Consider the following 25,128-nt stretch of genomic DNA (forward strand, 5'->3'; position numbering starts at 1 on the left):
ACCATGGACAAGACCGATATGGTGAACGCCATCATCATGCCCAACCTGCCGTGGATCATCGGCGCCGGGCTGTTCATCGCGATCATCGCGATTGGCGGCTGGATTTTCACCACATGGTTGCGCGTGCGCCACGGCTATCCGCTGGACGGCGCTTGGGGCCAGGCCGTCTACCCGCAGAAGAATGAGGAAATGGTCGAGCGCATCAAATTGCTGAGCCAGGAAAATGCCCAGCTGCGCGCCGAGATCGGGTCGATGAAGGACCGGCTGGCAGTGGTGGAGCGCATCGTCACCGATGAAAGCCACCAGTTGACCCGCGACATCGAAAGGCTGCGCGGCCCCGCCAACTGAGATGCGGTGGCACGACGCGCCAACAGGGAGAAAGAGACATGAATCCGTTTGAAATGGTCGTCGCCATCATCGCCATCGTGATGATCGCGCAGGTGGTGAAGGCCCGGATGGGCGTGGTGAACCGCCACAAGGGCGAGGATTTCATCCATCGCGGCCCCGATCCGGAAGCCGACCGGCTGCGCGCCGAAGTGAAGGCGCTCAAGGACCGGGTGGCCGTGCTGGAACGGCTCGCCACCGATGATTCGACCGCGCTGGAGCGGGAATTCGACAAATTGCGCAGCCGCGACTGAGCGCGGTGCGACAGGGAGGCCAAGATGCACGACCCCTATATTTATCTGACGCTGGCGACGACGGCCCTGGCGGGCATCGCTATCCTGACCACAGCGGCGCTGCGCGGCTGGAATAGCTGGCTGGACCTCAAGCGCGCGGAACTGGGCCGGCAGGGCGAAGACGCCGCGCCGCCATCGGCCGCCGCCCGGATCGAGGTAGCGGATCTTAAGGAACGTATTCGTAAGCTGGAAGCAATTGCGGCGGGAGTCGATCTGTAACGGGGTTCCCGCGCCCGCTTTTGCGCCTATATGGGCGGCCATGACCGACATGCCCGCTGCCCCCCCGGCACTTGCCGACATTCAGGACGAATATGAATTTCTCGACGCGGACGATCGCTATCGGCTGCTGATCGACCTGGGGCGCGCGCTGGAGCCGATGCCTGACGCGCTCAAGACCGATGCGACGCTGGTACGGGGCTGTTCGGCCGCCGTGTGGGTCTATCCCACCGTGCTGGACGGCGATTCGGAAACGGGAGGCAGGCTCCATTTCCTGGCGGACAGCAATGCGGCCATCACCAAGGGGATCATCGCACTGGTGCTGCTGACGGTGCAGGACAGTGCCCCGGCGCAGATTGCGCGCACCGATATCGAAGCCGCGCTGGCGCCCTTCGACCTCAAGAACCAACTGAGTTCCAACCGTACGCAGGGTATTCCCAACATGATCGCCCTGATCCGGGAAACGGCGGCGCGTTATGCGGGGTGAGACGGGTAGCATGAAACCGGCCTGACGGCCTGTGCGTTCCTGCCTTTCGTCAAAAGGAGGACGTTGCCATGCGTCATGTCATCATAATGGCCGGCATTGCGCTCATCAGCGCCTGTTCGGCAGGGGAAAAGGCGAAGGAACCCACCCAGCGCGAGCAGATCGGCCAGAGCTGGAAATATGAAGAGGCCGAGGGAACGAAGCTGGCCTATGTCGGCAGCGCGAACAGCGTCGCCACCATGACCGCACCCGACACATTTTCGGTTTTGCTGGTCCAGCCGATGAGCAATGGGGAAAAGACGGTGCGCGTGAAGCTGGTCGGCGCGCCTTTCCGGTGCGACCTGTCCGATTGCGCGGTAACGGCGCGCGCGGACGGCGGGGAGCCGATGGAGTGGAAGGGGCGGATGACCACCACCGACGACGGCATCGAATTGCCGCCATCGCAAAAGGCCTATGAGGCGATCAAGGCCGCCAGGACCATCGACGTCGACCTGATCACCGGGACCAAGGATGAAACCACCCGGTTCCGGTTCAACGTGGCAGGACTGGACCTGCCGGGCTGACGGGCTTTCGCACCCCGGCCCGCGAACGGCGGGCCAGTTCCTGCTTGAGTGCGGCGGGATGGGGCGCGACGAGAAAGCCAAAGCTGACCGTGCCGTCCTTCGTCTCCACCGCATGGTGCAGGCGATGCGCCTGCACGATCCGCTTCATATAGCGCGACCGGGCGACATAGCGGTTGCGTACGCGCTGATGCACGATGATGTCGTGAAAGCCCAGATAGATAGCGCCATAGGCCGCAATGCCCGCCCCGACCGCCGTTGCCCAGCTGCCCCAATTCCACTGAACGCCGCCCAGCAGCAGCAGGATGGAAGGCAAGGCGAAGATCACGAAATAAAGATCATTGGCTTCCCAGTTGCCGGTGCGGGGGCGGTGATGGCTGGCATGCAGGAACCAGCCCGGCCCATGCATCACCCAGCGGTGCATGACATAGGCAAAACCCTCCATCGCGGCGACGGTGGCGACGAAGATGAGCAGAAGCAGCGGTGGCGACATGACGCCTTTATAGGCATGGCCGGCGCACTATGCGACCCCGTAAAGCAACGGATGGTCAGTCGTCCGCCGGTGGCTTTGCCATGTGCACCACGCGCTGGGGGAAGGGGATGGTGACGCCGTGATCGCGGAACAGGTGCCACAGCCGGCCGAGCACATCGGATTTGACATTGCCGACGCCCGCTTCGGGATCTGCGATCCAGGCCAGGATTTCATGATCGACGCTGTTGTCGCCATAGCCGGTCAGCCAGACATTGGGCTTGGGATCCTTGAGCACGCGCGGGCTTTCCAGCGCGGCCTGCATCATCAGCTTCTGCGCGAGGTCGAGATCGCTGTCATAGGCGATGCCGACGGGAATATGGATGCGCACATTGCGGTCGGAATAGGACCAGTTTTCAACCTCCTGCGTCATCAGATTTTCGTTGGGGATCAGATGTTCCTTGCCGTCGCGGGTGATGACGCTGACGGCGCGCACGCCGATCTTGTTCACCCAGCCGAAACTGTCGCCCACGACGATGACGTCGCCCGGCTTGATCGACCGGTCGAGCAGCAGGATGATGCCTGCGATCAAATTGCCGACCGTCTTTTGCAGGCCGAAGCCGACCGCTAGGCCCAGCGCGCCGGAGAAAACGGCGAAAGCGGTGAGGTCGATTCCGAGCACGTCGATGCCGAAGAAGAAGGCGGCGGCGATGATGGCGATGCCCGCCAGTTTTTCGGCCAGCAATTTCTGGGTCGGGTCCAGTCCGCGCGAGCGGGATATGCTGCGCGCCAGCACGCGATTGGCAAGGCGCACGGCACCGAACAGGCCGACGCCGATCGCCGCGACCGAGGTGACGTCGAGCAGCGAGATCCGGCTCTTGCCCAGTTGCAGGCCCACGCTGTCCATCATCTGCGCCAGCGGGGTGATGCCCCCCGTGCTGCCCGACAGCAGCATGACAAAGATCAGGATGGAGAGCGGCACCGTGGCCCAGAGCGGGATCGACACGCCGCGCAGCAGATGATTGGCGACCATTGCCAGCGCCCAGCCCATGACACAGGCCAGGACGATATTGGCGGTCGTGCCGGTCGGCCAGACCGCCGTGGCGATCCCGACGAGCAGCGTCGCCAGCCCGTGGCGGACGAGCGGACGCACATGCGGCGTGAAAGTGGGGCCAAGATGCGCGCAATGTGGCTCGATGCGCCGCGCGATCATTCGCGCCAGCGCGGCGCACAGGATATAGAGGCCGATCGCGACGCCAAGTGCGATGCCGGCTTCGATCCAGTCCGTGCTGCGCTCCAGCCGCGCCAGCAATTCGGGCGGGACAAGCCGCATCAGCATGCCGCCCTGAAGCGCGCGAGGCCGGCGTCGAGATCGGCGATGAGGTCGGCCGGGTCCTCCAGCCCGATATGCAGCCGCACCGCCGGCCCAGCCGCCTGCCAACGGGTTGCGCTGCGGTAGCGGGCGGGATCGACGGGCAGCGCCAGGCTTTCAAAGCCGCCCCAGCTATAGCCGATGCCGAAATAGGCCAGCCCGTCGATAAGGGCGGCGCGCGCGGCGTCATCCCCGCCATCGAGGATGAAGGTGAAGAGGCCGGTCGACCCGGAAAAATCGCGCGACCAATGGGCATGACCGGGGCAGTCGGGAAGCGCCGGATGCAGGACGCGCGCGACGCCGGGCTGATCCTTGAGCCAGCGCGCCACCGCGAGCGCGCCATCGCGGTGCTGCGCCAGCCGGACGCCCAGCGTGCGCAGCCCGCGCGAGGCCAGCCAGGCGTCGTCGGGACTGACCATCTGGCCGAAGAGATAGGCGGTCTGGCGGACCTTGCCGAACCAGTCGGCGTTGGCGGTGACGCTACCCATCATGACGTCGCTATGGCCGACGATATATTTGGTGCAGGCGAGGATGGCGATGTCGACGCCATGCGCCATGGCCGGGAAATAGAGCGGCGTCGCCCAGGTATTGTCCATGAGCGTAACGACGCCATGCGCCCGCGCCCAGGCGGTGATGGCCGGCACATCCTGCACTTCGAAAGTGAGGCTTCCGGGGCTTTCCAGGAAGATGGCGCGGATCGGCCCGCTGGCGAGATGCGCGTCAAGGTCGGGTGCCAGCGGATCGTAATAGACGGTTTCGATGCCGTGCTGGCTGAGCATCTGGGTGCAGAAGGACCGGGTCGGATCGTAGGCGCTATCGACCATGAGCAGCCGATCGCCAGGTTTCAGCACAGCCATCAGCGCGCAGGCGATCGCCGCTACGCCCGACGGGAATAGCATCGTCCCCGCCGCCCCCGGCTCCATTTCGGTGAGCGCGTCGGCCAGGCTCCAGGCGGTCGGCGTCCCCTTGCGCCCGTAGAAGAGCCGTTCATGCGTGCTGCTGGCGGCGGCTGTGCGCAGATGCGCGACATCGTCATAAAGGATGGTGGAGGCGCGCCAGACCGGCGGGCTGACGATGCCGCCGGGTTGCCCCAGCATACCGGTCCATTCCGGCTTGCGGCCCGCCTGCACCAGTTGCGTCAGGGGCTTGCGCCCGTCCTTTCCCTTGTCCTTGCCGCTCATGCCGGGCCGTTCGCCTTGGGCGTGGCGGGATCGAAGCCCCATTCCGACCAGCTGCCATCATACAGGCTAACGTCGTGCTTGCCGAGCGATTCAAGGCCCGCGATCAGGATCGCCGCAGTGACGCCGCTGCCGCAGCTGGTGATGATCGGACGATCGAAATCGGTGCCGGCATCCGCAAACGCCTGCCGCAGATCGTCGCCCTGCTTCATGCGGTTGTCGGGCAGGAACAGCGCGGAGGATGGGAGATTGCGGCTGCCGGGGATATGGCCCGACACCATGCCCGGGCGCGGCTCCGCCTCTTCCCCGGTGAAGCGGCCTGCGCCGCGCGCGTCGATCACCTGCGCCCGCCCGCTCTCCAGATTGGCGCGCAGATCGGCCTTGGTGCGGACCTGTGTCCGGTCGAGCCGGGCGACGGCGTTGCCGGGCGCGATCGTCGGCAGGCCGCTTTCCACCGGCCGCCCTTCCGCCCGCCATTTGGGCAGACCCCCGTCGAGGATCGCGGCCGACGCGCCCAGGCCATAGACGCGCATCATCCACCAACCGCGCGCGGCGCTGTGCGTCGGGCTGTTGTCATAAACGATGATCCGGCTGTTCGCGTTCACGCCCAGCGCCTGCATGCGCTGCGTCATCATCGCGTCGGGTGGCAGCATGCCCGGCGTCGGATCATCGGGATCGTTAAGGCTGGGAAGATCCATGAACGCTGCGCCCGGAATATGGGCTTCGGCATATTCGGCCCGCGGATCGCGCGGCGTGCCGGGCAGGAACAGGCTGGCGTCCAGAATAACGAGATCGGGCTTGCCCAATTCGTCCGCCAGCCAGTCGGTGGACACGAAAATGGTCATGCGGCGCCTTTCCCGGAGAGTTTATAAGCCAATCCCGGTTTAGGGCGATGGAGCGGCCGTGGAAAGAGGCGTCAGGCCGGCGCGAGTTCGGCGGCGGCGCGCGCGGCGGGTCGGCGATATTGGCGCGGGCCCTGATCCAGCCGCAGGGGCGCGAGTCGATCGGTCGGAGGTTCCTGCTCCTGGCCGACGATGAAGGCGCGCGCGGTCCGTCCCGACGGGAGATCGTCACCTTCCACCCCCCCCCAGCGATAGGCGGCGTCGAACGCGGCCAGCGGGATGAGCAGGCTACGCTGGCCCATCGCCACCGGGACGATCCGATCGGGGGTGAGGCGCAGTTCGCCCGTCAGCTGCCGCGTTTCGCCCGGCGCGATCGTCACCACGCTGTGCAGTGGCGTGCCTTCCTGCCCGGCGAGAAAGTCCTGCAACAAGGCCTGCTGCTGCGCGCCGGCGTTGCCGATGACGCCGCGCACCAGCACGTCCTGCGCGGCGAGCGTGCCGCGATTATGGAGGATGAGGACGTAGGCGACGGTCACGCCCATCAGCGAATAGCGCGCCTGGTTGACGACCAAATCCATGGTGATCCAGGGGCGATCGGATGGCGGGGATGCGGGATCGGCGGGCGCGGGAGCTGGAGCGGGCGGCGGGGTGGCGAGGCGCGGGCGGGCCGGTGGGGGTGCGGCGGCGGCTGGTTCGGGCGCGGGAGCGAGAGGAGCGCGCGCTGCGTCGGACGATCGGCGACGGCGCTGCAGGAGGATGGCTCCTAGTATGGCGAGCAGAGCCACAACGACGCCGATGATCCACGATAGCGCTGACGCCTCCTGCTGGGGGGCAGGCGCGGGCGGTGGTTCGCTGGCAACATCCGGCGTCGCGGCATTTTCCGCAGGCGCAGGAGGCGACGCTGGCGCTGGGGCGGGCGCAGCGTCGTTGGACAGGGTTGGCGTCGCCTGTGGTTCCGGCTCGACGGGTTCGGACGGCGGGGACGCGCGGGTGGGGGTGTCGCGCTCGGTCGATGGCGCTGTGCGAGGCGCTTGCGATCGGGGCGGCGACGCCTGTTGCCGGGGGGTCGAGGGCACGGGCTGGACCGTGGCCCGCGGGGGCGTCACGGTTGGCGCGGTTACAGGTGGCGCGCTGACGGCCGGCGTCGTTGTGGAGGGAGCGGTTACGGGCGGATTGGCGCGCGGCGTTACCGGATCTCGATAGACGTCGAGTTCGGGACCCTGCCGATTGGGGTCGGGCGCGGGGCGGGACGGCGGAAGGGAAAATCCGCCGCTCGGCTGCTGCGTTTCCTGCGCGGCGAGCGGCGCGGCCATCAGCAATGGCGCGGCAATCCAGAACGAACGAATAAGAGACCCCATAGGCAAGCCAAGGCACAAGACGGACTGAACCGCAAGTGAACAATGCGCGGCGATGACATCAGCCGTGCGATCGCGTAGATGCGCGGTCATGACCGACCTTCCCACCACCCCGATTCATCTGGGCCAGACCAGCGCCCTGCCCGCTTCGCCACAGGACGCCGTTCTGGACTATGTGCCCAATCCCCGGCCCGGCCGCCCCTATCTGGTGCGCTTTACCGCGCCGGAATTCACGTCGCTCTGCCCCGTGACTGGCCAGCCCGATTTCGCGCATCTGGTAATCGATTATGCGCCCGGCGACACGATCGTCGAATCCAAATCGCTCAAGCTGTTCCTGGGCGCGTTCCGCAACCATGCCGGTTTCCATGAGGATTGCACCGTGGGCATTGGCGAACGGCTGTTCACGGAAATGCAGCCGATCTGGCTGCGCATCGGCGGATATTGGTATCCGCGCGGCGGCATTCCCATCGACGTCTTCTGGCAGTCCGGCGAACCGCCGGTGGGCATGTGGCTGCCGCCGCAGGACGTGCCGGGCTATCGCGGACGAGGCTGACCAATGCGCCCGCTTGTTTGACAAACGGGCAACAGACATCGACCAACGACAGGGATGCGCGGCGCGATCGCTTGACCGATGCGACGAAACGGTTGATCCCGCGTTCATCGGGCGCGAGATACAATCTCATGCCGCCCTTCAAGACGTGTCGGAGTCTGTCACCCCATGAGCTTTGCAAAAATCCTGCCGCTGCTGATCGCGGCTGCCCCCGTCGCCCTTGCCACGCCCGCGCTGGCGCAGAGCGCCGCCCCCACTGGCCCGGCGGCCGGCATCACCACGCAATTGCCGCATGGCGCGGTGCCCAGCCATTACACCATTGAGGTGACGCCCGACGCGGCCAACCTGCGCTTCACCGGCAACACCGTCATCGACGTGACCGTCACCCAGACCATGCCGCAGCTGGTGCTGAACGCCGCCGACCTGAGCTTTGGCGACGTGACGCTGACACCGTCGACCGGCCGCGCCATGAAGGGCAAGGCGACGGTCGATGCGCAGGCGCAGACCGTCAGCCTGGATTTCGGCAAGCCGGTCGCGCCGGGCAATTACCGGCTGGCCATCGCCTATGCCGGCGTCATCAACCAACAGGCGAACGGCCTTTTCGCGCTCGACTATACCAATAATGACGGTCAGGCGAAGCGCGCGCTGTTCACCCAGTTCGAAGCGCCCGATGCGCGCCGTTTCGTGCCGAGCTGGGACGAACCGAGCTACAAGGCGACATTCGACCTGAGCGCCGTCATCCCCACGGGCCTGATGGCGGTCGGCAACATGCCGGTCAAATCGACGGCGGACATGGGCGGCGGCAAGACCCGCGTGACATTTGGCACCAGCCCCAAAATGTCGACCTATCTGCTGTTCTTTGGCCTGGGCGAACTGGAACGCGCCACCAAGATGGCCGGCCAGACCGAAGTCGGCGTCATCACCGGCAAGGGCAATAGCGGCAAGGCGCAGCTGGCGCTCGACGCGTCGGCCAGCATCCTGCCCTATTTCAACGACTATTTCGGCGTGCCCTTCCCCCTGCCCAAGCTCGACAATGTGGCGGGACCGGGCCAGAGCCAGTTTTTCAGCGCGATGGAAAATTGGGGCGCGATCTTCACCTTTGAACGGGCGCTGCTGGTCGATCCGCGCTTCACGTCGGAAGCGACCAAGCGGCGTATCTACGAAACCGTCGCGCATGAAATGGCGCACCAGTGGTTCGGCGACCTCGTCACCATGGCGTGGTGGGACGATCTGTGGCTGAACGAAGGGTTCGCCAGCTGGATGGCGACCAAGGTGACGGACAAGCTGCAACCGGATTGGGAAATGCTGCTGACCCGCGTCGACGGGCGCGAGGCGGCGATGAGCCTCGATTCGCTCGCCACCACCCATCCGGTCGTGCAGAAGATCACCACCGTCGATCAGGTGAACCAGGCGTTCGACGCCATCACCTATCAGAAGGGTGAAGCGGTCATCACCATGCTGGAGGGCTATGCCGGAGAGGATGCATGGAAGTCGGGCATTCAGGCCTATATGAAGCGCCACGCTTATGGCAACACCGTCACCGACGACCTATGGAAGGCGGTCGAGGGCGCGGGCGCGAAGGGGCTGGTCAGCATCGCCCATGACTTCACCAGCCAGCCGGGCATCCCGCTGGTGAAGGTCGATAGCGCCCAGTGCCGGGGCGGCCAGACCGTGCTGTCGCTCAGCCAGGGTGAATTTAGCCGAGACCAGAAGAATAAAACGCCGCTCAGCTGGAACGTGCCGGTCAAGGCGCAAACGATCGGTGGCGAGGCGCAGCGCCTGATCCTGCAGGGCAAGGGACAGGTCACGCTGCCCGGATGCGGCGCCTATGTCGTCAATGCGGGCCAGACGGGCTATTATCGCTCGCTGTACCCGGAAGCCAATGTGAAGGCGCTGGCCAAGGACTTCACCAAGCTGGCCAGCATCGACCAGACCGGCCTGCTGGCCGACAATTTCGCGCTGGGCCTGGGCGGATATCAGTCGATCGGGCTGGCGCTCGATCTGGTCGACGCGGTGCCGACGACCGCCAGCCCTGCCGTGCTGGCCGAAGTGCCCGGCTATCTGGGCAGCGCCTATGACATGCTGGATGGCGACAAGGCCGCGCAGGACCGGGTCGTCGCCTATAGCGCGCGCAAGCTGACGCCTGTCCTCACCACGATCGGCTATGACGCCAAGGCGGGCGAAGGGTCGCAGGTGCCGGTGCTGCGCTCCGCGCTGATATCGACGCTGGGCGACATGGGCGACAAGGCCGTGGTGGCCGAGGCCAATCGCCGCTTCGCCGCGCTGGACAGCGACCCGACCGCGCTGGACGGGCCGCTGCGCAATGTGTGGCTGGGCATCATCGCCAAAAACGCCGATCAGGCGACCTGGGACAAACTGCGCGCCATGGCCAAGGGGGCGAAGACCGACCTGGAAAAGAGCACGCTCTATGCGCTGCTGGGCGGTGCGCGCGACGAAAAGCTGGCCGCGCAGGCGCTGGACCTGGCGCTGACTGACGAGCCGGGCAAGACCACCAGCGCCGCGATCATCGGCCAGGTCGGCTATGCGCATCCGATGCAGGCGGTGGACTTCGTGCTGGCGCACCGGGCGCAATATGAGGCGCTGATCGACGTGTCGGCGCGCAGCCAGGCGCTCGCGCGGCTGGGTGGCGGTTCGGCCGACCCGGCGATGGCGACCAAGCTGGACGCCTATGCCACCCAATATCTGACGCCGGAATCGCGCAAGGTCGTTGACCGCGCCATCGCGTCGGTCAAGACGCGGGTCGAAACGCGGCAACGGTTGAAGGCCCCGCTCGCCAGCTGGTTCGCGGGCAAGCGGTAACAAGAAAAAGGGCGGCCCAGACGGGTCGCCCTTTTTCATTCAACGATCGAGCGCGGGGTCAGAAGCTGGCTTTCAGCCCATCGATCACGAATTGGGACGCCAGGGCCGCCAGAAGCACGCCCAGGAGCCGGGTGATGACCGCTTCGATCTTGTGCCCCAGCAGCGCCATCAGCGGCCCCGCGGCGATCAGTGCGCCAAGCATCAGGAGCAACGTCACGACGACCGCGCCCAGCACGACCATGCGTTCGATCAAGCCGTCGGTGCGCGACATCAGCAGCATCACCGTCGCAATCGACCCCGGCCCGGCGATCATCGGCATCGCCATGGGGAAGACGGAAACATCCTCCACCTCGGGCGTATCGGCGATCTTCTGCGCCCGATCCTCGCGCCGCTGGGTACGCTTTTCGAACACCATGTCCATCGCGATGATGAAGAGCATGATGCCGCCGGCAATGCGGAAACTGTCCAGTTCGATGCCCAGCATGCCGAGCAGCTGTTTGCCCCACAAAGCAAAGACCAGCAGGATCGCGGCGGCGATGCCCACCGCGCGCACCGCCATGGCCCGGCGCTGCGCCGCGCTGGCGCCGTTGGTGATGCTGGCATAGATGGGCGCACAGCCGGGCGGGTCGATCACCACGAACAAGGTGACGAAGGCGGACAGGAACAGGGCGATCATGATCCGGCCTTTACGTTATCGTCGATGACGGTTTCATAGGCCGCGCCCGTCCACATGCGGACGGTGACGCGGCGGCTTTTGTCGGGGGCGACTTCAGCGGTCCAGAGCAGGCTGTCATCGGCATGCGGCGCGTCCTTGCCGTCCTTAGCGGGCGGGCCGTTGGGCCGGGTGGGGCGCTTGCAGGTGGCGACCTTGCCCGACAGGATATCGGACGCTGGGCGCGGCGTGGCGAGCGTGTCGCCATGATCCAGGATCCACTGCCAGCGCCCCTTCTTGTCGCGCCGCCAGATGGTGGTGAAATAGCCGACCGATCCGTCCGGGCGCTTCCAGTTGCCGGTACTGGCCGCGAGCCGCCCGTCGCACGAGACATAGACGGTGGAGGGCGACCAATTGACCGATGCCGGCGGGTCCGCCTGTTTCTTGAGCCAGTCCTTCGCCAGCACTTTGTCGGGCACGAACATCACCGCATCGTCGGCGGCGGTTTCACGGAAGGCGGTCCATTGTCCCTTGTCCTGCGCCAGCCGGTTGAAGGCGATTTCGGCGGCGATCACGGAGCTGGGATCGGGCTGATAGCGCATTGGCGGGCGGGCCGCGACCAGGGCCGCAGCACCGATCGCCAGCAGGGCGAGCCGCGCGCTCACAGGCCGTCCGGCTTCGCCAGCCCGGCGCGAGCGTGGGCGGCGACCAGCGTGTTGCGCAGCAGGACCGCAATGGTCATCGGCCCGACACCGCCGGGAACGGGGGTGATCGCGCCGACATGGGCCAGCGCCTCGGCCGTGGCGACATCACCCACAATACGACTTTTTCCGGTATCCTCGTCATCGGGGACGCGGTTGATGCCCACGTCGATCACGGTCGCGCCGGGCTTGATCCATTCGCCCTTGATCATTTCCGGGCGACCCACGGCGGCGACCACGATGTCGGCGCGGTGGACGACGCTGGCCAGATCATGGGTGCGGCTGTGCGCGATGGTGACGGTCGCGTTTTCGGCGAGCAACAATTGCGCCATTGGCTTGCCGACGATGTTGGAGCGGCCGATCACCACCGCTTCCTTGCCGCTGAGGTCGCCCAGTTCATCCTTCAGGAGCATGATGCAGCCCATTGGCGTGCAGGGCACCAGCGCCTCCTGCCCGGTGGCGAGGCGGCCGGCGTTGACGACGTGGAAACCATCGACATCCTTGGCCGGATCGATGGCGGCGATCACGGCGGCTTCGTCAATATGGTCGGGCAGCGGCAGCTGGACGAGGATGCCGTCGACCCGTTCGTCCTGGTTGAGTTCCTCGATCAGGTCGAGCAGGTCGTCCTGGCCGATCGTGGCGGGCCGCTTGAACTCGAAACTGTCCATGCCGACCGCGACCGTCATCTTGCCCTTGGAGCGGACATAGACGCTGCTCGCCGGGTCTTCCCCCACCAGCACGACCGCCAGGCCCGGCTTACGTCCCGCCTGTTCCACGAAAACCGGGACCGCCTGCGCGATCCGTTCGCGCAGGCTGGCGGCGAACGCCTTGCCGTCGATGATCTTGCCGATGCTCATATCTGTTCCATCCACTGTTCGATGCAGGCCACCAGTCGGTCCTGCGCCCCGCCGCCGCCGATGATCCGCAGCCGCTTTAGCCGGTTGCTATCACCCGATTCCAGCATAATCGCGCTTTTCGGCCAATCCAGCGCCTGCGCCAGCAGGGCGATGAGCGCAGTGTTGGCGCGGCCCTTTTCCGGCACCGCGCGCACCCTTGCGGTAAGCCACGGCGCGGCCCTGTCATCACGCCAGACGCCGCCGATCCCCTGCCGGGCCGATCCGGGCGTCAGGCGGATCGCCAGCAGCAGATCCGCGCCCGATCGGCTCCAGGCCGTCACACGAAGCCGAAGAGCGGCGGCAATATGGCCTGGCGGATGATCAGGATGGCGAGCAGCACCACCATCGGCGACAGGTCGAGCGCGCCCAAGTCCGGCATCACCCGGCGAATGGGGTTGTAGATGGGCGCGGTCATCCGGTCGAGCGCGACCATGACGGTGCGCACGAAGTCATTGCCCATGTTGACGACGTTGAAGGCGATCAGCCAGCTCATGATCGCCTGAATGATGATGATCCACCACAGCACGTCGAGCAGGATGACGATGATCTGATAAAGCGCGTAGGCCACAAGGGTCTCCGTAAAAGCGTTGCCCCCGGCTCTAGCCGAGGCGCAGGGGCCGGGACAAGCCATGTGCTGGCTCTTTTGGCGAAGGGCAGGCCCGCGCCTATCCCGCGACCAGCCGGACATAGGCGCTGGCGACCCAGCCGCTGGCGCACGGCCCTTCATAGGCCTGTTTGCGGTCCACTGGCGAGGACACGCCGCAATCGACGGCCGGGGTGCCGTCACCGTCCGCCGGAGCCGGGCGCACGACGACGCCCAGCCATTTCTGGTCGATGCTGCGCGTGCAGACATGCAGCCGCGCGCCCTCCTCCAGGGTTGCGACGCTTTTGGCTTCGGCAAAAGGCGCGGCGCGCAAGGCAAGGCCATTGCCGCCCGCGCGCGTCACCTGCCCCATCACCCCGCAAGCGTCGAGGCGCGGGCCATCCTCGCCGATCGTCACCGGCCGCGCCAGCGTGGATTCGATCCGGCTGTCGGGCACCACCTCCCGCGGCGCGCCCGCGAGCGAACTGTTGGGCAATTCCTCATAGACGTCGTTGCTTTGCGAACAGGCGGCGAGGACCAGCATCAGGGCAGGGACAATGCGCATGGAAAGCGTGATAGACCGGGCGGGACGCGGGGGAAAGACGCCATGTTTCGCTTTAGTTTCATAGGCGCATTCCCTATAGGCTTGGCATGAGCGAAGAACCCCTGAATAGCAGCAACAAAAATGATTATGGCGCCGACAGCATCAAGGTGCTGAAAGGTCTGGACGCCGTGCGCAAGCGGCCCGGCATGTATATCGGCGACACCGACGATGGCAGCGGCCTGCACCATATGGTGTTCGAGGTCAGCGACAATGCGATCGACGAGGCGCTGGCCGGTCATTGCGACAGGATCGTCATCACGCTCAACCCCGATGGCTCCGTCAGCGTCGAGGATAATGGCCGCGGCATCCCCACCGGCATCCACAAGGAAGAGGGCGTGTCGGCGGCCGAGGTCATCATGACCCAGCTGCATGCGGGCGGGAAGTTCGAGAATACCAGTGACGATAATGCCTATAAGGTGTCGGGCGGCCTGCACGGCGTGGGCGTATCTGTGGTCAACGCCCTGTCCGAATGGCTGGACCTCAATATCTGGCGGGACGGCAAGGAACATTATATGCGCTTCGCCTATGGCGATGCGACCGCGCCTTTGAAGGTGATCGGCGACGCGCCGGAAGGGAAGAAGGGCACGCGCGTCACTTTCCTGGCGTCGACCGAAAAGGCGCCCGGCGACGGCGGCACGTTCAAGAACCAGACCGACTATGATTTCGACAAGCTGGAGCATCGCTATCGCGAGCTGGCGTTCCTCAATAGCGGCGTGCGCCTGTTTCTGGTCGATGCGCGGCATGAGGAGAAGAAGGAAGTCGAGCTGTTCTACGAAGGCGGGATCGCGGCCTTCGTCAAATATCTGGATCGCAACAAGAATGCGCTGATGCCCGATCCGATCGCGATCGCGGGCACGCGCGACGATGTGACCATCGACGTCGCGCTGGAATGGAACGACAGCTATTATGAAAATGTGCTGTGTTTCACGAATAACATCCCACAGCGCGACGGCGGCACGCATCTGGCCGCGTTCCGCGCGGCGCTGACCCGCACCTTGAACAACTATGCGGAAAAGTCGGGCGCGCTCAAGAAAGAGAAGGTGTCCCTCACCGGCGAGGACATGCGCGAGGGGCTGACGGCGATCGTATCGGTGAAGCTTCCCGATCCCAAATTCTCGTCGCAGACCAAGGACAAGCTGGTGTCGTCCGAAGTGCGTCAGCCGCTCGAAAGCCTGATGGCGGACAAGATGGCCGAGTGGCTGGAAGAAAATCCCGCGCACGGCAAGATGATCGTGCAGAAGGTGATAGACGCCGCCGCCGCGCGCGAGGCGGCGAAGAAGGCGCGCGAGCTGACCCGGCGCAAGGGCGCGATGGACATCGCGTCGCTCCCCGGCAAGCTCGCCGACTGCCAGGAGCGTGACCCGGCCAAGTCCGAACTGTTCCTGGTCGAGGGTGATTCGGCCGGCGGTTCGGCCAAGCAGGGGCGCAATCGCCACAATCAGGCGATCCTGCCATTGAAGGGCAAGATATTGAACGTCGAACGGGCGCGGTTCGACCGGATGCTGTCGTCCAAGGAGGTGGGCACGCTCATCCAAGCGATGGGCACGGGCATTCGCGACGATTTCAACCTGGAAAAGCTGCGCTACCACAAGATCGTCATCATGACCGACGCCGACGTCGATGGCGCGCATATCCGCACGCTGCTGCTGACCTTCTTCTACCGCCAGATGCCGCAGATTATCGAGGCGGGGCATCTCTACATCGCGCAACCGCCGCTCTACAAGGCGAGCCGGGGCCGGTCGGAAGTCTACCTGAAGAACGAGGCGGCGCTGGAGCAATATCTGGTCGACAATGGCGTCGAGACGATGGTGCTGGAAACCGGCGGCGGTGCCCGCGGCGGAGATGATCTGCGCGGCCTGATCGAGCATGGACGGCGGATGCGCGCGGTCATGCGCTATGTGCCGCGCCGCTATAATCCGCAGATCATTGAAGCGCTGAGCATCAATGGCGCGCTCGACCCGGAACTGTCGAAGGAGAGCCAGGCGGAGCGGCTGGCCGCGACCGTGACCTGGCTGGGCGCCCATGACTCCGAAGGCCGCTGGTCGGGCCGTATCGCGCAGGAGGGCGGTTTCCATTTCGAACGGCTGTGGCGCGGCGTCACCGATCACCACATGATCGAGGGTGGCTTCATCGGGTCGGCCGAAGCGCGCAAGCTGCACACCATCGCCAGCGAGGAAGCGGCGAGCTACCAGAGCATCAGCCGGCTGGTTTCGGCCAAGGCGGCGCAGGCAGCGGAAGATGCGGGCGAAGACGACCTGCCGGCGGCCCCCGCCAAGGGCGCGACCATCACCAGCCCCAGCGACCTGCTGGAGGCGATATTGGCCGCCGGGCGGAAGGGCTTGTCGATCCAGCGCTATAAAGGGCTTGGCGAGATGAATGCCGAGCAATTGTGGGAAACCACGCTGGACCCGGACAACCGGTCGATGCTGCGCGTCGAGGTGGAGCAGGCGGACATTGCCGACGAAATTTTCAGCCAGCTGATGGGCGATGTGGTCGAATCCCGCCGCGAGTTCATCCAGGACAATGCGCTGAACGTCGCCAATCTGGACGTTTGAGATGGAGCCGGTCCGGTGCAGCTGGTGCGGCACCGACCCGCTCTATCGCGCCTATCATGACGAGGAATGGGGCGTCCCGCAGCGCGATTCCCGCATGTTGTGGGAAATGCTGATGCTGGAGGGGTTTCAGGCGGGGCTGTCCTGGATCACCATCCTGCGCAAGCGGGACGCCTTTCGCGCTGCCTTTGCCAGGTTCGATCCAGACCGCGTGGCGGCGTTCGGCCCGGCCGATGTCGAGCGGCTGATGGGCGATCCCGGCATCGTGCGCGCGCGCGCGAAGATAGAAGCGACGATTGCCGGCGCGCGCATCTTTGGCGCGATGCGCGATTCCGGCGAGAATTTCGCGGATTATGCCTGGGCGTTCGTGGACGGGCAGCCGATCCGCAATGATGGGCGATCCTTTCCGGCGAAAACGGCGCTGTCGGAGACTATTTCCAAGGATCTGAAGCAACGCGGCTTCAAATTCGTCGGCCCGACGATCGTTTACGCCTGGATGCAGGCGACGGGGCTGGTGAACGACCATGCGGCGGATTGCTTCCGACGCGAGGCGGTGGCGGGATGAGGCTGGCGGCCTTGCTACTGCTGGCGCTGTCGGCCGGGTGTGGGGACGAGCCAAGGGCAGTGGTGAACGCGGCCGGGATCGAGCGCGAAGCGGAAGTGGTGCGCGCGCCGATCACCATGGAGCCCGCAAAGTCCGACGGCGAACGCGACAGATCGACGGCGGTTGCGCCACCGGCCAAGCCTTTGGTTTCACGTGGAACATCAGCGCGCGATCCGGCTCCGTCCGACTATCGCGCCATTGGCACCGAACCCTTTTGGGCTGTAACCGTGCGGGGCGCGACGGCGGTGCTGGAGCGGCCAGATTCACCGCCTCTCCGCTACGGCGTGCGCCAGGAAATGGACAGCAAGTCGCTGCGCTATCTGGGCGACGGCTTTACCATGACAATCAGCGAGGGGCCGTGCAGTGACGGAATGAGCGACGCGCTCTGGTCCGACCGGGTGCAGATCGCCTTTGCGCAGGGCGTGTACAAGGGATGCGGAGGGGACCGCGAAGAGGATCGCGGTTTCTGATCCGCCAATCGTTGAGGAAGGAAAGGAGATGCGATCATGCCCATGCCGCCCATCACCCCGTCGCGCCGCGACCTGCTCATCGGGTCCGCGCTGATGGCGGCCGCGCCGACCCCGTCGACCGCCGCCACGCCCGTTACCGGCACGCCGCCGGTGCCGCCGCAAGGGCCGCGCAAGACGCTGGGCATGGTGGTGTTCGAGGGGTTTGAGCTGCTCGACGTGTTCGGGCCGCTGGAAATGTTCGGCATGATCAGTGACCGCGTCGATACGGTGCTGATTGCCGAGAAGGCAGGGCCGGTCGCGAGCCGTACCGGCCCCAAGACCATTGCCGATGTCAGCTTTGCCGACGCGCCCAAGCTGGACATTGTGATGGTGCCAGGCGGATCGGGCACGCGGCGGGAGGTCGACAATCCGGCGTTCCTGGGCGCGATGAAGCGGCTTGCGGAGGCGACGCCGCAGGTGGCGAGCATCTGCACCGGATCGGGACTGCTGGCGAAGGCAGGGCTGTTGAACGGTGTGCGCGCCACCAGCAACAAGATGGCGTGGCAATGGGCGACCGCGCAGGGCAAGGAAGTGCATTGGGTGCCCCATGCGCGCTGGGTCGAGGATGGCCGCTTCATCACGTCGTCGGGGGTGTCCGCCGGCACCGACATGGCGCTCGCGCTGATCGCCAAGCTCTATGGCAAGGTGCTGGCGCAATGGGTCGCCGACCGGGCCGAATATCGCTGGAACGAGGACGCGAGCGACGATCCCTTCGCAGCTATCAATGGATTGTAATAGAATATTTAATCCGCGCGCATCGCTTCGTTGACCAGCGCTTCGGCCTCCATCAGCAGCGCGTCCTCGGCCGCCTGTTGCGCCACCTGCTCGCGCCCGATCAGGATCAGCACCGGCACCGCGAGCGGGCTGACGCGATCCAGTGTGATATGCAGCATCGTGGTCGCCGCGCGGTCGATCAGGTCGCCCAGACGCCCCACGTCGGTCATGCGCGCGCGGGCGTCCGCCCAGGCCGCCTTGATAAGCAGATGGTCAGGCTGATATTTGCGCAGCACATCATAGATGAGGTCGGTGGAGAAGGTGACTTGCCGCCCGGTTTTGCGCTTGCCCGGATGCTGCCGCTCGATGAGGCCGGAGATCACAGCGACATCGCGAAATGCGCGCTTGAGCAGGCTTGACTGTTCGACCCAGTCGATAAATTCATGGTCCAATATGTCAGCCGAAAACAGGCTCCTGGGGTCAGTGACGGGCTTGAGGCCATAGACCGCCAGCGCATAGTCGTTGGCGACGAAGCCCAGTGGCATCAGCCCCTGCGCGTCCATGCGGCGCGTGAGCAACATGCCGAGCGACTGGTGCGCATTCCAGCCTTCGAAACTGTAGCAGACGAGATAATGCCGCCCTTCATGCGGGAAGGTTTCGATCAGTAATTGCCCCGGCTGCGGCAGAACCGAGCGGGCCTGCTGCATTTCCAGCCATTCGCGCACGTCCTGCGGAAAGCGATTCCATTCCTGCGGTTCGGCCAGGAAATGCCGCACGCGGTCGGCCAGACGCGTGGACATCGCCATGCGCGACCCGCCCCAACTGGGCACGCGCGCCTGTTTTGACGTGGCGCGCACGGTGAGGTCGCTCGTGTCCATGCGCACGACCTCCAGTGCCATGCCGGAGAAAAAGAAACTGTCGCCGGGGCGGAGTTGCGCGGCAAAGCCTTCCTCCACAGTGCCGAGCTTGCGGCCATTGGCGAAGCGTACGGCGAGTGCGGGCTGATCGACGATGATGCCTGCGTTCAGGCGGTGCTGCTGAATGAAGCGGGGATGGGATACGCGCCAGGTCCCGTCCTGTTCTCTGGTCAGCCGCTTGAACCGGTCATAGGCGCGCAGGGCGTACCCCCCGCCTTCGATGAAGTGAAGGACATGATCGAACGCTTCGGCGGTCAGCGCGCTATAGGGAGTGGCGGATTGCACCTCCTTGAGCAAATCCTCCGCGCGGAACGGCCCGGCACAGGCAAGCCCCATGACATGCTGGGCCAGCACGTCGAGGCTGCCGGGACGGAAATCATCGGCGTCGCGTTCGCCAGCCTCCACCGCGTCGAGCGCGGCGCGCGCTTCCAGATATTCGAAGCGATTGCCGGGAATGAGGATCGCTTGCGAGGCCATGTCGAGCCGGTGATTGGCGCGGCCGATCCGCTGGAGCAGGCGCGAGCTGCCCTTGGGCGCGCCCATCTGGATGACGCAATCGACATTGCCCCAATCGACGCCAAGGTCGAGTGAGGCGGTCGCGACCAGCGCGCGCAACTTGCCCGCCGCCATCGCGCTCTCCACCTTGCGCCGCGCTTCGATCGACAGGCTGCCATGATGGATGCCGATCGGCAGATTGGCATCGTTGGCCGACCAGAGATCCTGGAAGATGAGTTCGGCAAGCCCGCGGGTGTTGCAGAAGATCAGGGTGGTGCCGCGTGACTGGATTTCCGCCATGACCTGCGAGGCGGCATAGCGGCCCGAATGGCCCGACCAGGGAACGCGGCCTTCGGGAATGAGAATGGCGACATGCGGGTCCGCGCCAGCCTCCCCCAGCACCGGCGTCACCGCGCCGATATCGCCATCAGGCGCGAGCCAGGCGCGATAGGCATCGACATCGGCGACCGTCGCGGACAGAGCGACACGGCGCAGATCGGGGTTGATCGTCTGAAGCCGCGCCATCGACAGGTTGAGCAGGTCGCCGCGCTTCTGGGTGGCAAAGGCATGGACTTCATCGACGATTATTGTCCGCAGATGGGCGAACATGATCCGTGCGTCAGGATAGCTGAGCAGCAGGGACAGCGATTCGGGCGTCGTGAGCAATATCTGCGGTGGGCGGGCGCGCTGCCGCGCCTTTCGGTCGGAGGGGGTGTCGCCGGTGCGGGTTTCCACGCGGATGGGCAGGCCCATTTCCTCGATCGGCGTCAGCAGGTTGCGCCGGACATCGACGGCAAGCGCCTTGAGCGGCGAGACATAAAGGGTGTGCAGGCCCTCGGTGGGATGGTCGATAAGATCAGCCAACGTCGGCAGGAAGCCGGCCAGCGTCTTGCCCGCGCCGGTGGGCGCGACCAGCAGCGCATGATCGCCCTGCCGTGCCGCCGCCAGCATTTCCATCTGATGCCGGCGCGGACGCCAGCCGCGCGCGTCGAACCAGTTGCCGATAATGGGGGGGAGCGTGACGGGCATCGTCGGGAATGTAGGTGCGCCTATGGCCTTCGTCACCCTCTCGTCCAGCCATCCGTCCTTGGCAATTAACATGCTTGGCAGCGAAATATTATGTCGCGACCCTCTGGCCCCCGCCCCCGCTCCTGCGTTACACTCCGGTCCATCATCAGCGGCGCTGCAGACGTCGCGAAGCAGGAGACATGATCATGACCGGCGAAACCCCGCCCCCCGTCACCGAAGCCGACCTGAGCGGCGTCGAAGTCACCGGCAACCGCCGCCGTCCCAAGGCGTCCATCCTGGAAATCGACGGCCGCAAGCTCAAGCCCGCGACCTTGATGATGGGCCATGGCTATGACCCGACCCTGTCGGAAGGGTCTTTGAAGCCACCGATCTTCCTCACCTCCACCTTTGCCTTTGAAAGCGCCGCGGCGGGCAAGCGGCATTTCGAGGGCGTGACGGGCATCCGCCCCGGCGGCGCGGAGGGGCTGGTCTATTCGCGGTTCAACGGCCCCAATCAGGAAATTTGCGAGGACCGGCTATCGGTGTGGGAGGAAGCCGAGGACGCGCTGCTCTTTTCCAGCGGCATGTCGGCGATCGCCACCACCCTGCTGGCGCTGGTGCAGCCGGGCGACGTCATCGTCCATAGCGCGCCGCTCTATGCCGCGACCGAATCGCTGATCGGGCGCATTCTGGGCAAGTTCGGCGTGCAATGGGTCGACTTCCCGGCCGGCGCGACTGCCGAGGAGATTGGCGCGGTGATCGAGCAGGCCAAGAAACTGGGCCGGGTGGCGATGATCTATCTGGAAAGTCCGGCCAATCCGACCAATGTCCTGGTCGATTTAGAAGCGGTAGTCGCGCGGCGCGACTCCGTGTTCGCCGGGGTGGACCATGTGCCGCCGATCGCCATCGATAATACATTCCTTGGTCCGCTATGGCACAAGCCGATCGCCCATGGCGCGGACCTGGTCATCTACAGCCTCACAAAATATGCCGGCGGCCATAGCGATCTTGTGGCGGGCGGCGTGCTGGGGAGCAATGCGCTGATCAATACCATCCGCCTGATGCGCAACACGATCGGCACCATATTGGACCCGCACAGCGCCTGGATGCTGCTGCGCAGCCTGGAGACGCTGGAACTGCGGATGAGCCGGGCGGGCGAGAATGCCGCCAAGGTGTGCGCCTGGCTGCGCGACCAGCCGCAGGTGGAGAAGGTCGTCTATCTGGGCTTTCCCGAAACCGAGCGCCAAGCGGACATTTACAGGCGGCATTGCACCGGCGCGGGATCGACCTTTTCGCTCTACCTGAAAGGCGGAGAAGCCGAAGCCTTCGCCTTCCTCGACGCGCTCAAGATCGCCAAGCTGGCGGTCAGCCTGGGCGGCACTGAAACGCTGGCCAGCCACCCGGCGGCGATGACCCATTTGTCGGTGCCGGCCGAGCGCAAGAAGGCGCTGGCGATCGGCGACAATATGGTGCGCATTTCGATCGGCTGCGAGGATGCCGACGATCTGATCGCCGATTTCGCGCAGGCGCTGCGGCAGATAGGCTGAGCGGCATGACCAGACCCTCGTTGTTGGTGGGGCAGCCGCTGCTGGCGCCGTTGTTGCCCGTGCTGCGCGCCGAATATGATGTGATCGCGCTGTGGGACGACCCGGACCCGGCAGCGCTCGCCCGCGTCGATGCGATCGTGTGGGCCGGGGAGTTCCCGCTCGATCGGGCGCTGATCGACGCAATGCCGCAGCTGCGCCTGATCGCCTGCTTCACTGTCGGCTATGACGGCGTGGACCTGGACCTGGCGCGAACGCGCGGCATTGCCGTCGCTCATGCGGGCGCAGCCAATGCCGACGACGTCGCCGACCATGCGATCGGCCTGATGATCGCGCATCGCCGCTGGATCGTCGGCGCCGACCGGCATCTGCGGGCTGGCCAATGGACGATCGAGGCGAAGACACGCACATGGTCGATGGGCAGCGCGCGGCTGGGGATTGTCGGCATGGGCGCGATCGGCATCGCCATTGCGGAACGGGCGCAGGCGATGAAGATGCAGATCGGCTGGTGGGGACCACGCCCCAAGCCGGGCCTGGCCTGGCCGCGCGCCGACAGCCTGATGGCGCTGGCCCGGCAAAGCGATATCGTGATCGTCGCGTGCCGAGCGGACGAAAACAATCGCGGCATGATCGATGCGGCGATCATGGAGGCGGTCGGCGCAGACGGGCTGCTGGTCAATGTCGCGCGGGGTCAGCTGGTTCAGGAGGCGGCGCTGATCGAGGCGCTGACATCGGGGCGGCTGGGCGGCGCGGCGCTGGACGTGTTCGATCCTGAACCGACCGATCCCGCGCGGTGGAAGGACGTGCCGAACATCGTGCTGACGCCCCATACCGGCGGCGCGACGCATGAGGCAGTGGGCCGGATGCTCGAAACGCTGCGCGCCAATCTGGCCGCGCATTTCGCCGGCGAGCCGCTGCCGGCCCGCGTGGTATAGGTGGTCAGTCCCAGTCTACTCGCGGCCAGCCGCGCGCCTGCGCCAGCAGGGCAAGGCGGCGGTGGGGATTGGCGGCAAAGGGCAGGTCGGCAAATTCCAGCATCGGCGCGTCCGAGACATGGTCGGAATAGGCCCGGATATGCGCGTCGCTGCGGTCGATCGCCTGGGCCGTCATCCATGCCTTGATCATGCGCAATTTGCCGGTGTCATAGCAGTTTTCGCCGGCGATCTTGGCACGGACGTAGCGCAGATCCTGGCTGAGATGATCCGTGGCGATGACGGCGTCGAACCCCAGCCGGCGGGCGATCGGTTCGACATAGAGGCGATAGGATGCAGTGGCGAGCACCAGAGTGTAGCCGTTCGCGCGGTCTCGCGCGATCTGCGCCAACGCGCCCTTGCGCACATTGGTGGCGATCACCTTGTCAGCGTAGCTTTCGACATGCGGCATCAACCGGGCGCGTTCGACATTGTAGCCGACCATCAGCGCCTGATTGAGTTCCTTAAGCCTCTGACGGCTGATCAGTTTAAGGACGTAGGCCAGCATCAGCAACGCGACGCAGGGCAGCAGGATCAGCCGCCACGGCGCCATGGCGCGGACAACGTGAATCAGGAAACCGGTATAGGTGCCCGTGACCGTGACCGTGCGGTCCATGTCATAGATCGCCAGAAGATGCGTCATGCCGTATCCGAAACTTTTGCCCCAGCCCTTCGTTCTGACCTGCGGATGGGCCGTTTCGGCTTGCCGTGCAACCGATAATGGACCACTAAATCCCCCTGATGAACAAAGCCGCCGAACTCACAGAAGAGCAACGCGATGGCGGCACGGTAATACGGCTTTCGGGAAACCTGGCCATAGCGTGCCTTCATGATCTGCCTGCCCGCCTGGACGCTGTGCAGGGGCCGATCAATGCTGTCGACGTGTCGCAGGTCGATCATATCGACACGATCGGCGCATGGACCGTGCATAGCGCGGCCAAGCGATTGAACGCGCCAATCACCGGCGCGAACGAAGATGCACAGAGGCTGATAGAGGCGGTCGGTACGCTGGACGAGCCGTTTTCCCTCCGCCCGGACAAGGTGTCGCCGCTGACGCGCGTCGTCGGCCAGATTGGCGATGCGGTGATCAGCGCCGGGACAACCTTGATGGGCCTGCTCGGCTTTTTCGGCGCCAGCCTGGTTGCGGCATGGGGGCTGATCCGGCATCCAAGCCGGTTTCGCGTCAATGCGGTCGTCCAGCGGTTCGAAGTGGTGGGGGTGTCGGCCCTGGGCATTATCGGCCTGATGAGTTTCCTGATCGGCATCGTCATCGCCCAGCAAGGATCGGTGCAGTTGCGGCAGTTCGGCATGGAAATGCTGACCATCAACCTGGTCGGACGCCTAACGTTCCGCGAACTGGGCGTGTTGATGACCGCGATCATGGTTGCCGGCCGATCCGGTTCGGCTTTTGCCGCACAGCTTGGCACGATGAAGCTGACCGAGGAAATCGACGCGATGCGCACCATCGGCGTGTCGCCGATGGAAGCGCTGGTCATGCCGCGCACATTGGCGGTGGTGGTGATGATGCCGCTGCTGGGTTTCTACGCGTCCATCGTCGCGGTCATCGGCGGCGGGTTCCTGTGCGCCGTTGCGCTCGACATTCCGCCCATCACCTTCGTCCAGCGGCTGCGCGAAGTCGTGCCGATCACCGACCTGTGGGTCGGATTGATCAAGGCGCCGGTGTTCGGCATCATCATCGCGCTATCGGGCTGCTATCAAGGTATGCAGGTCAAGGCCAATGCCGAGGAAGTCGGCCTGCGCACCACCGCAGCCGTGGTTCAGGCAATTTTCCTCGTTATCGTGATCGACGCCTTCTTCGCCGTCTTCTTCACCTGGGTCGGGTGGAACTGATGAG

General features: G+C 65.4%; 27 protein-coding genes. 14 read left to right on the forward strand and 13 right to left on the reverse strand.

Annotated elements, in window-relative coordinates:
* Positions 1-3 precede the first annotated feature (3 nt).
* From SKA58_RS14660 to SKA58_RS14680, 5 genes are all read left to right on the forward strand, one after another.
* Positions 4-348: a hypothetical protein gene (locus SKA58_RS14660; protein ID WP_009823247.1), complete on the forward strand. Its 345-nt coding sequence runs from the start codon at positions 4-6 to the stop codon at positions 346-348.
* Between the two features lie 38 nt (positions 349-386).
* The gene (locus SKA58_RS14665; RefSeq protein WP_009823248.1) at positions 387-638 is read left to right on the forward strand and encodes a hypothetical protein; all 252 of its coding nucleotides are present in this window, start codon (positions 387-389) and stop codon (positions 636-638) included.
* A 24-nt stretch (positions 639-662) separates the two neighbouring features.
* Positions 663-896: a hypothetical protein gene (locus tag SKA58_RS14670; protein ID WP_009823249.1), complete on the forward strand. Its 234-nt coding sequence runs from the start codon at positions 663-665 to the stop codon at positions 894-896.
* Positions 897-936: 40 nt separating this feature from the next.
* Positions 937-1,380, forward strand: a complete 444-nt coding sequence (locus tag SKA58_RS14675; protein WP_009823250.1) for a SufE family protein — start codon at positions 937-939, stop codon at positions 1,378-1,380.
* Between the two features lie 68 nt (positions 1,381-1,448).
* Positions 1,449-1,940 carry a hypothetical protein gene (locus SKA58_RS14680; protein ID WP_009823251.1) on the forward strand — a complete coding sequence of 164 codons (492 nt, stop codon included), beginning with the start codon at positions 1,449-1,451 and terminating at the stop codon, positions 1,938-1,940.
* Here SKA58_RS14680 and SKA58_RS14685 read toward each other — a convergent pair.
* The 5 genes from SKA58_RS14685 to SKA58_RS14705 all read right to left on the reverse strand — a co-directional run bounded on the left by SKA58_RS14685 (position 1,909) and on the right by SKA58_RS14705 (position 7,111).
* Entirely contained in the window at positions 1,909-2,430 is a 522-nt protein-coding gene (locus tag SKA58_RS14685) for a sterol desaturase family protein (RefSeq protein ID WP_009823252.1), read from the reverse strand. The two genes, SKA58_RS14680 and SKA58_RS14685, sit on opposite strands and share 32 nt — an antisense overlap.
* 55 nt (positions 2,431-2,485) lie before the next feature.
* The gene (locus tag SKA58_RS14690; RefSeq protein ID WP_009823253.1) at positions 2,486-3,745 is read right to left on the reverse strand and encodes a mechanosensitive ion channel family protein; all 1,260 of its coding nucleotides are present in this window, start codon (positions 3,743-3,745) and stop codon (positions 2,486-2,488) included.
* On the reverse strand, positions 3,739-4,959 hold the full coding sequence (gene metC, locus SKA58_RS14695) for a cystathionine beta-lyase (RefSeq protein ID WP_009823254.1): 1,221 nt from the start codon (positions 4,957-4,959) through the stop codon (positions 3,739-3,741). The genes SKA58_RS14690 and metC overlap by 7 nt, the downstream gene beginning before the upstream one ends.
* Positions 4,956-5,801: a 3-mercaptopyruvate sulfurtransferase gene (gene sseA, locus SKA58_RS14700; protein ID WP_009823255.1), complete on the reverse strand. Its 846-nt coding sequence runs from the start codon at positions 5,799-5,801 to the stop codon at positions 4,956-4,958. The genes metC and sseA overlap by 4 nt, the downstream gene beginning before the upstream one ends.
* A 71-nt stretch (positions 5,802-5,872) precedes the next feature.
* Entirely contained in the window at positions 5,873-7,111 is a 1,239-nt protein-coding gene (locus tag SKA58_RS14705; protein ID WP_232209439.1) for a hypothetical protein, read from the reverse strand.
* Positions 7,112-7,244: 133 nt separating this feature from the next.
* Here SKA58_RS14705 and queF point away from each other — a divergent pair, with 133 nt between their 5' ends.
* A complete protein-coding gene (gene queF, locus SKA58_RS14710) occupies positions 7,245-7,706 on the forward strand; it encodes a preQ(1) synthase (protein ID WP_009823256.1) in 462 nt (153 codons plus the stop codon).
* Between the two features lie 165 nt (positions 7,707-7,871).
* A complete protein-coding gene (locus SKA58_RS14715) occupies positions 7,872-10,523 on the forward strand; it encodes a M1 family metallopeptidase (protein WP_009823257.1) in 2,652 nt (883 codons plus the stop codon).
* A 58-nt stretch (positions 10,524-10,581) separates the two neighbouring features.
* Here the strand turns inward: SKA58_RS14715 and SKA58_RS14720 are convergent, their stop codons facing one another.
* From SKA58_RS14720 to SKA58_RS14745, 6 genes are all read right to left on the reverse strand, one after another.
* Positions 10,582-11,199 (reverse strand): MarC family protein, encoded by a 618-nt coding sequence (locus SKA58_RS14720; RefSeq protein WP_009823258.1) that lies wholly within the window; start codon positions 11,197-11,199, stop codon positions 10,582-10,584.
* Positions 11,196-11,840: a YybH family protein gene (locus tag SKA58_RS14725; RefSeq protein ID WP_009823259.1), complete on the reverse strand. Its 645-nt coding sequence runs from the start codon at positions 11,838-11,840 to the stop codon at positions 11,196-11,198. The genes SKA58_RS14720 and SKA58_RS14725 overlap by 4 nt, the downstream gene beginning before the upstream one ends.
* On the reverse strand, positions 11,837-12,733 hold the full coding sequence (gene folD, locus SKA58_RS14730) for a bifunctional methylenetetrahydrofolate dehydrogenase/methenyltetrahydrofolate cyclohydrolase FolD (RefSeq protein ID WP_009823260.1): 897 nt from the start codon (positions 12,731-12,733) through the stop codon (positions 11,837-11,839). Before folD ends, SKA58_RS14725 begins: the two co-directional genes overlap by 4 nt.
* On the reverse strand, positions 12,730-13,053 hold the full coding sequence (locus SKA58_RS14735) for a DUF167 domain-containing protein (protein ID WP_009823261.1): 324 nt from the start codon (positions 13,051-13,053) through the stop codon (positions 12,730-12,732). Before SKA58_RS14735 ends, folD begins: the two co-directional genes overlap by 4 nt.
* On the reverse strand, positions 13,050-13,340 hold the full coding sequence (locus tag SKA58_RS14740) for a YggT family protein (protein WP_009823262.1): 291 nt from the start codon (positions 13,338-13,340) through the stop codon (positions 13,050-13,052). The genes SKA58_RS14735 and SKA58_RS14740 overlap by 4 nt, the downstream gene beginning before the upstream one ends.
* 97 nt (positions 13,341-13,437) lie before the next feature.
* Complete coding sequence (locus tag SKA58_RS14745) at positions 13,438-13,920, reverse strand: hypothetical protein (RefSeq protein ID WP_009823263.1); 483 nt, start codon at positions 13,918-13,920, stop codon at positions 13,438-13,440.
* Between the two features lie 86 nt (positions 13,921-14,006).
* Here SKA58_RS14745 and gyrB point away from each other — a divergent pair, with 86 nt between their 5' ends.
* From gyrB to SKA58_RS14765, 4 genes are read left to right on the forward strand one after another with little or no spacing between them, the layout of a single operon-like run.
* A complete protein-coding gene (gyrB, locus tag SKA58_RS14750) occupies positions 14,007-16,514 on the forward strand; it encodes a DNA topoisomerase (ATP-hydrolyzing) subunit B (protein ID WP_009823264.1) in 2,508 nt (835 codons plus the stop codon).
* Position 16,515: 1 nt separating this feature from the next.
* Positions 16,516-17,076, forward strand: coding sequence for a DNA-3-methyladenine glycosylase I (locus SKA58_RS14755; protein WP_009823265.1), 561 nt, complete (start codon positions 16,516-16,518; stop codon positions 17,074-17,076).
* The gene (locus SKA58_RS14760; RefSeq protein ID WP_037543255.1) at positions 17,073-17,585 is read left to right on the forward strand and encodes a hypothetical protein; all 513 of its coding nucleotides are present in this window, start codon (positions 17,073-17,075) and stop codon (positions 17,583-17,585) included. Before SKA58_RS14755 ends, SKA58_RS14760 begins: the two co-directional genes overlap by 4 nt.
* Positions 17,586-17,621: 36 nt before the next feature.
* Positions 17,622-18,359 carry a DJ-1/PfpI family protein gene (locus SKA58_RS14765; protein ID WP_037543258.1) on the forward strand — a complete coding sequence of 246 codons (738 nt, stop codon included), beginning with the start codon at positions 17,622-17,624 and terminating at the stop codon, positions 18,357-18,359.
* An 8-nt stretch (positions 18,360-18,367) separates the two neighbouring features.
* Here SKA58_RS14765 and SKA58_RS14770 read toward each other — a convergent pair whose 3' ends face one another.
* A complete protein-coding gene (locus SKA58_RS14770) occupies positions 18,368-20,779 on the reverse strand; it encodes a ligase-associated DNA damage response DEXH box helicase (protein WP_037543261.1) in 2,412 nt (803 codons plus the stop codon).
* 185 nt (positions 20,780-20,964) lie between these two features.
* On the opposite strand from SKA58_RS14770, the gene SKA58_RS14775 reads away from it, so the two are divergent.
* Together SKA58_RS14775 and SKA58_RS14780 are read left to right on the forward strand one after the other, a co-directional pair.
* On the forward strand, positions 20,965-22,305 hold the full coding sequence (locus tag SKA58_RS14775; RefSeq protein ID WP_037543692.1) for a cystathionine gamma-synthase family protein: 1,341 nt from the start codon (positions 20,965-20,967) through the stop codon (positions 22,303-22,305).
* Between the two features lie 5 nt (positions 22,306-22,310).
* Entirely contained in the window at positions 22,311-23,237 is a 927-nt protein-coding gene (locus SKA58_RS14780) for a 2-hydroxyacid dehydrogenase (RefSeq protein WP_009823270.1), read from the forward strand.
* Between the two features lie 4 nt (positions 23,238-23,241).
* On the opposite strand, the gene SKA58_RS14785 is transcribed toward SKA58_RS14780, so the two are convergent.
* Entirely contained in the window at positions 23,242-23,916 is a 675-nt protein-coding gene (locus SKA58_RS14785; protein ID WP_009823271.1) for an HAD family hydrolase, read from the reverse strand.
* A 98-nt stretch (positions 23,917-24,014) separates the two neighbouring features.
* Here SKA58_RS14785 and SKA58_RS14790 point away from each other — a divergent pair, with 98 nt between their 5' ends.
* A complete protein-coding gene (locus SKA58_RS14790; RefSeq protein WP_009823272.1) occupies positions 24,015-25,124 on the forward strand; it encodes an ABC transporter permease in 1,110 nt (369 codons plus the stop codon).
* The last annotated feature ends 4 nt before the right edge of the window (positions 25,125-25,128 follow it).

It is taken from the genome of Sphingomonas sp. SKA58 (genome assembly GCF_000153545.1).
Classification (GTDB): domain Bacteria; phylum Pseudomonadota; class Alphaproteobacteria; order Sphingomonadales; family Sphingomonadaceae; genus Sphingobium; species Sphingobium soli.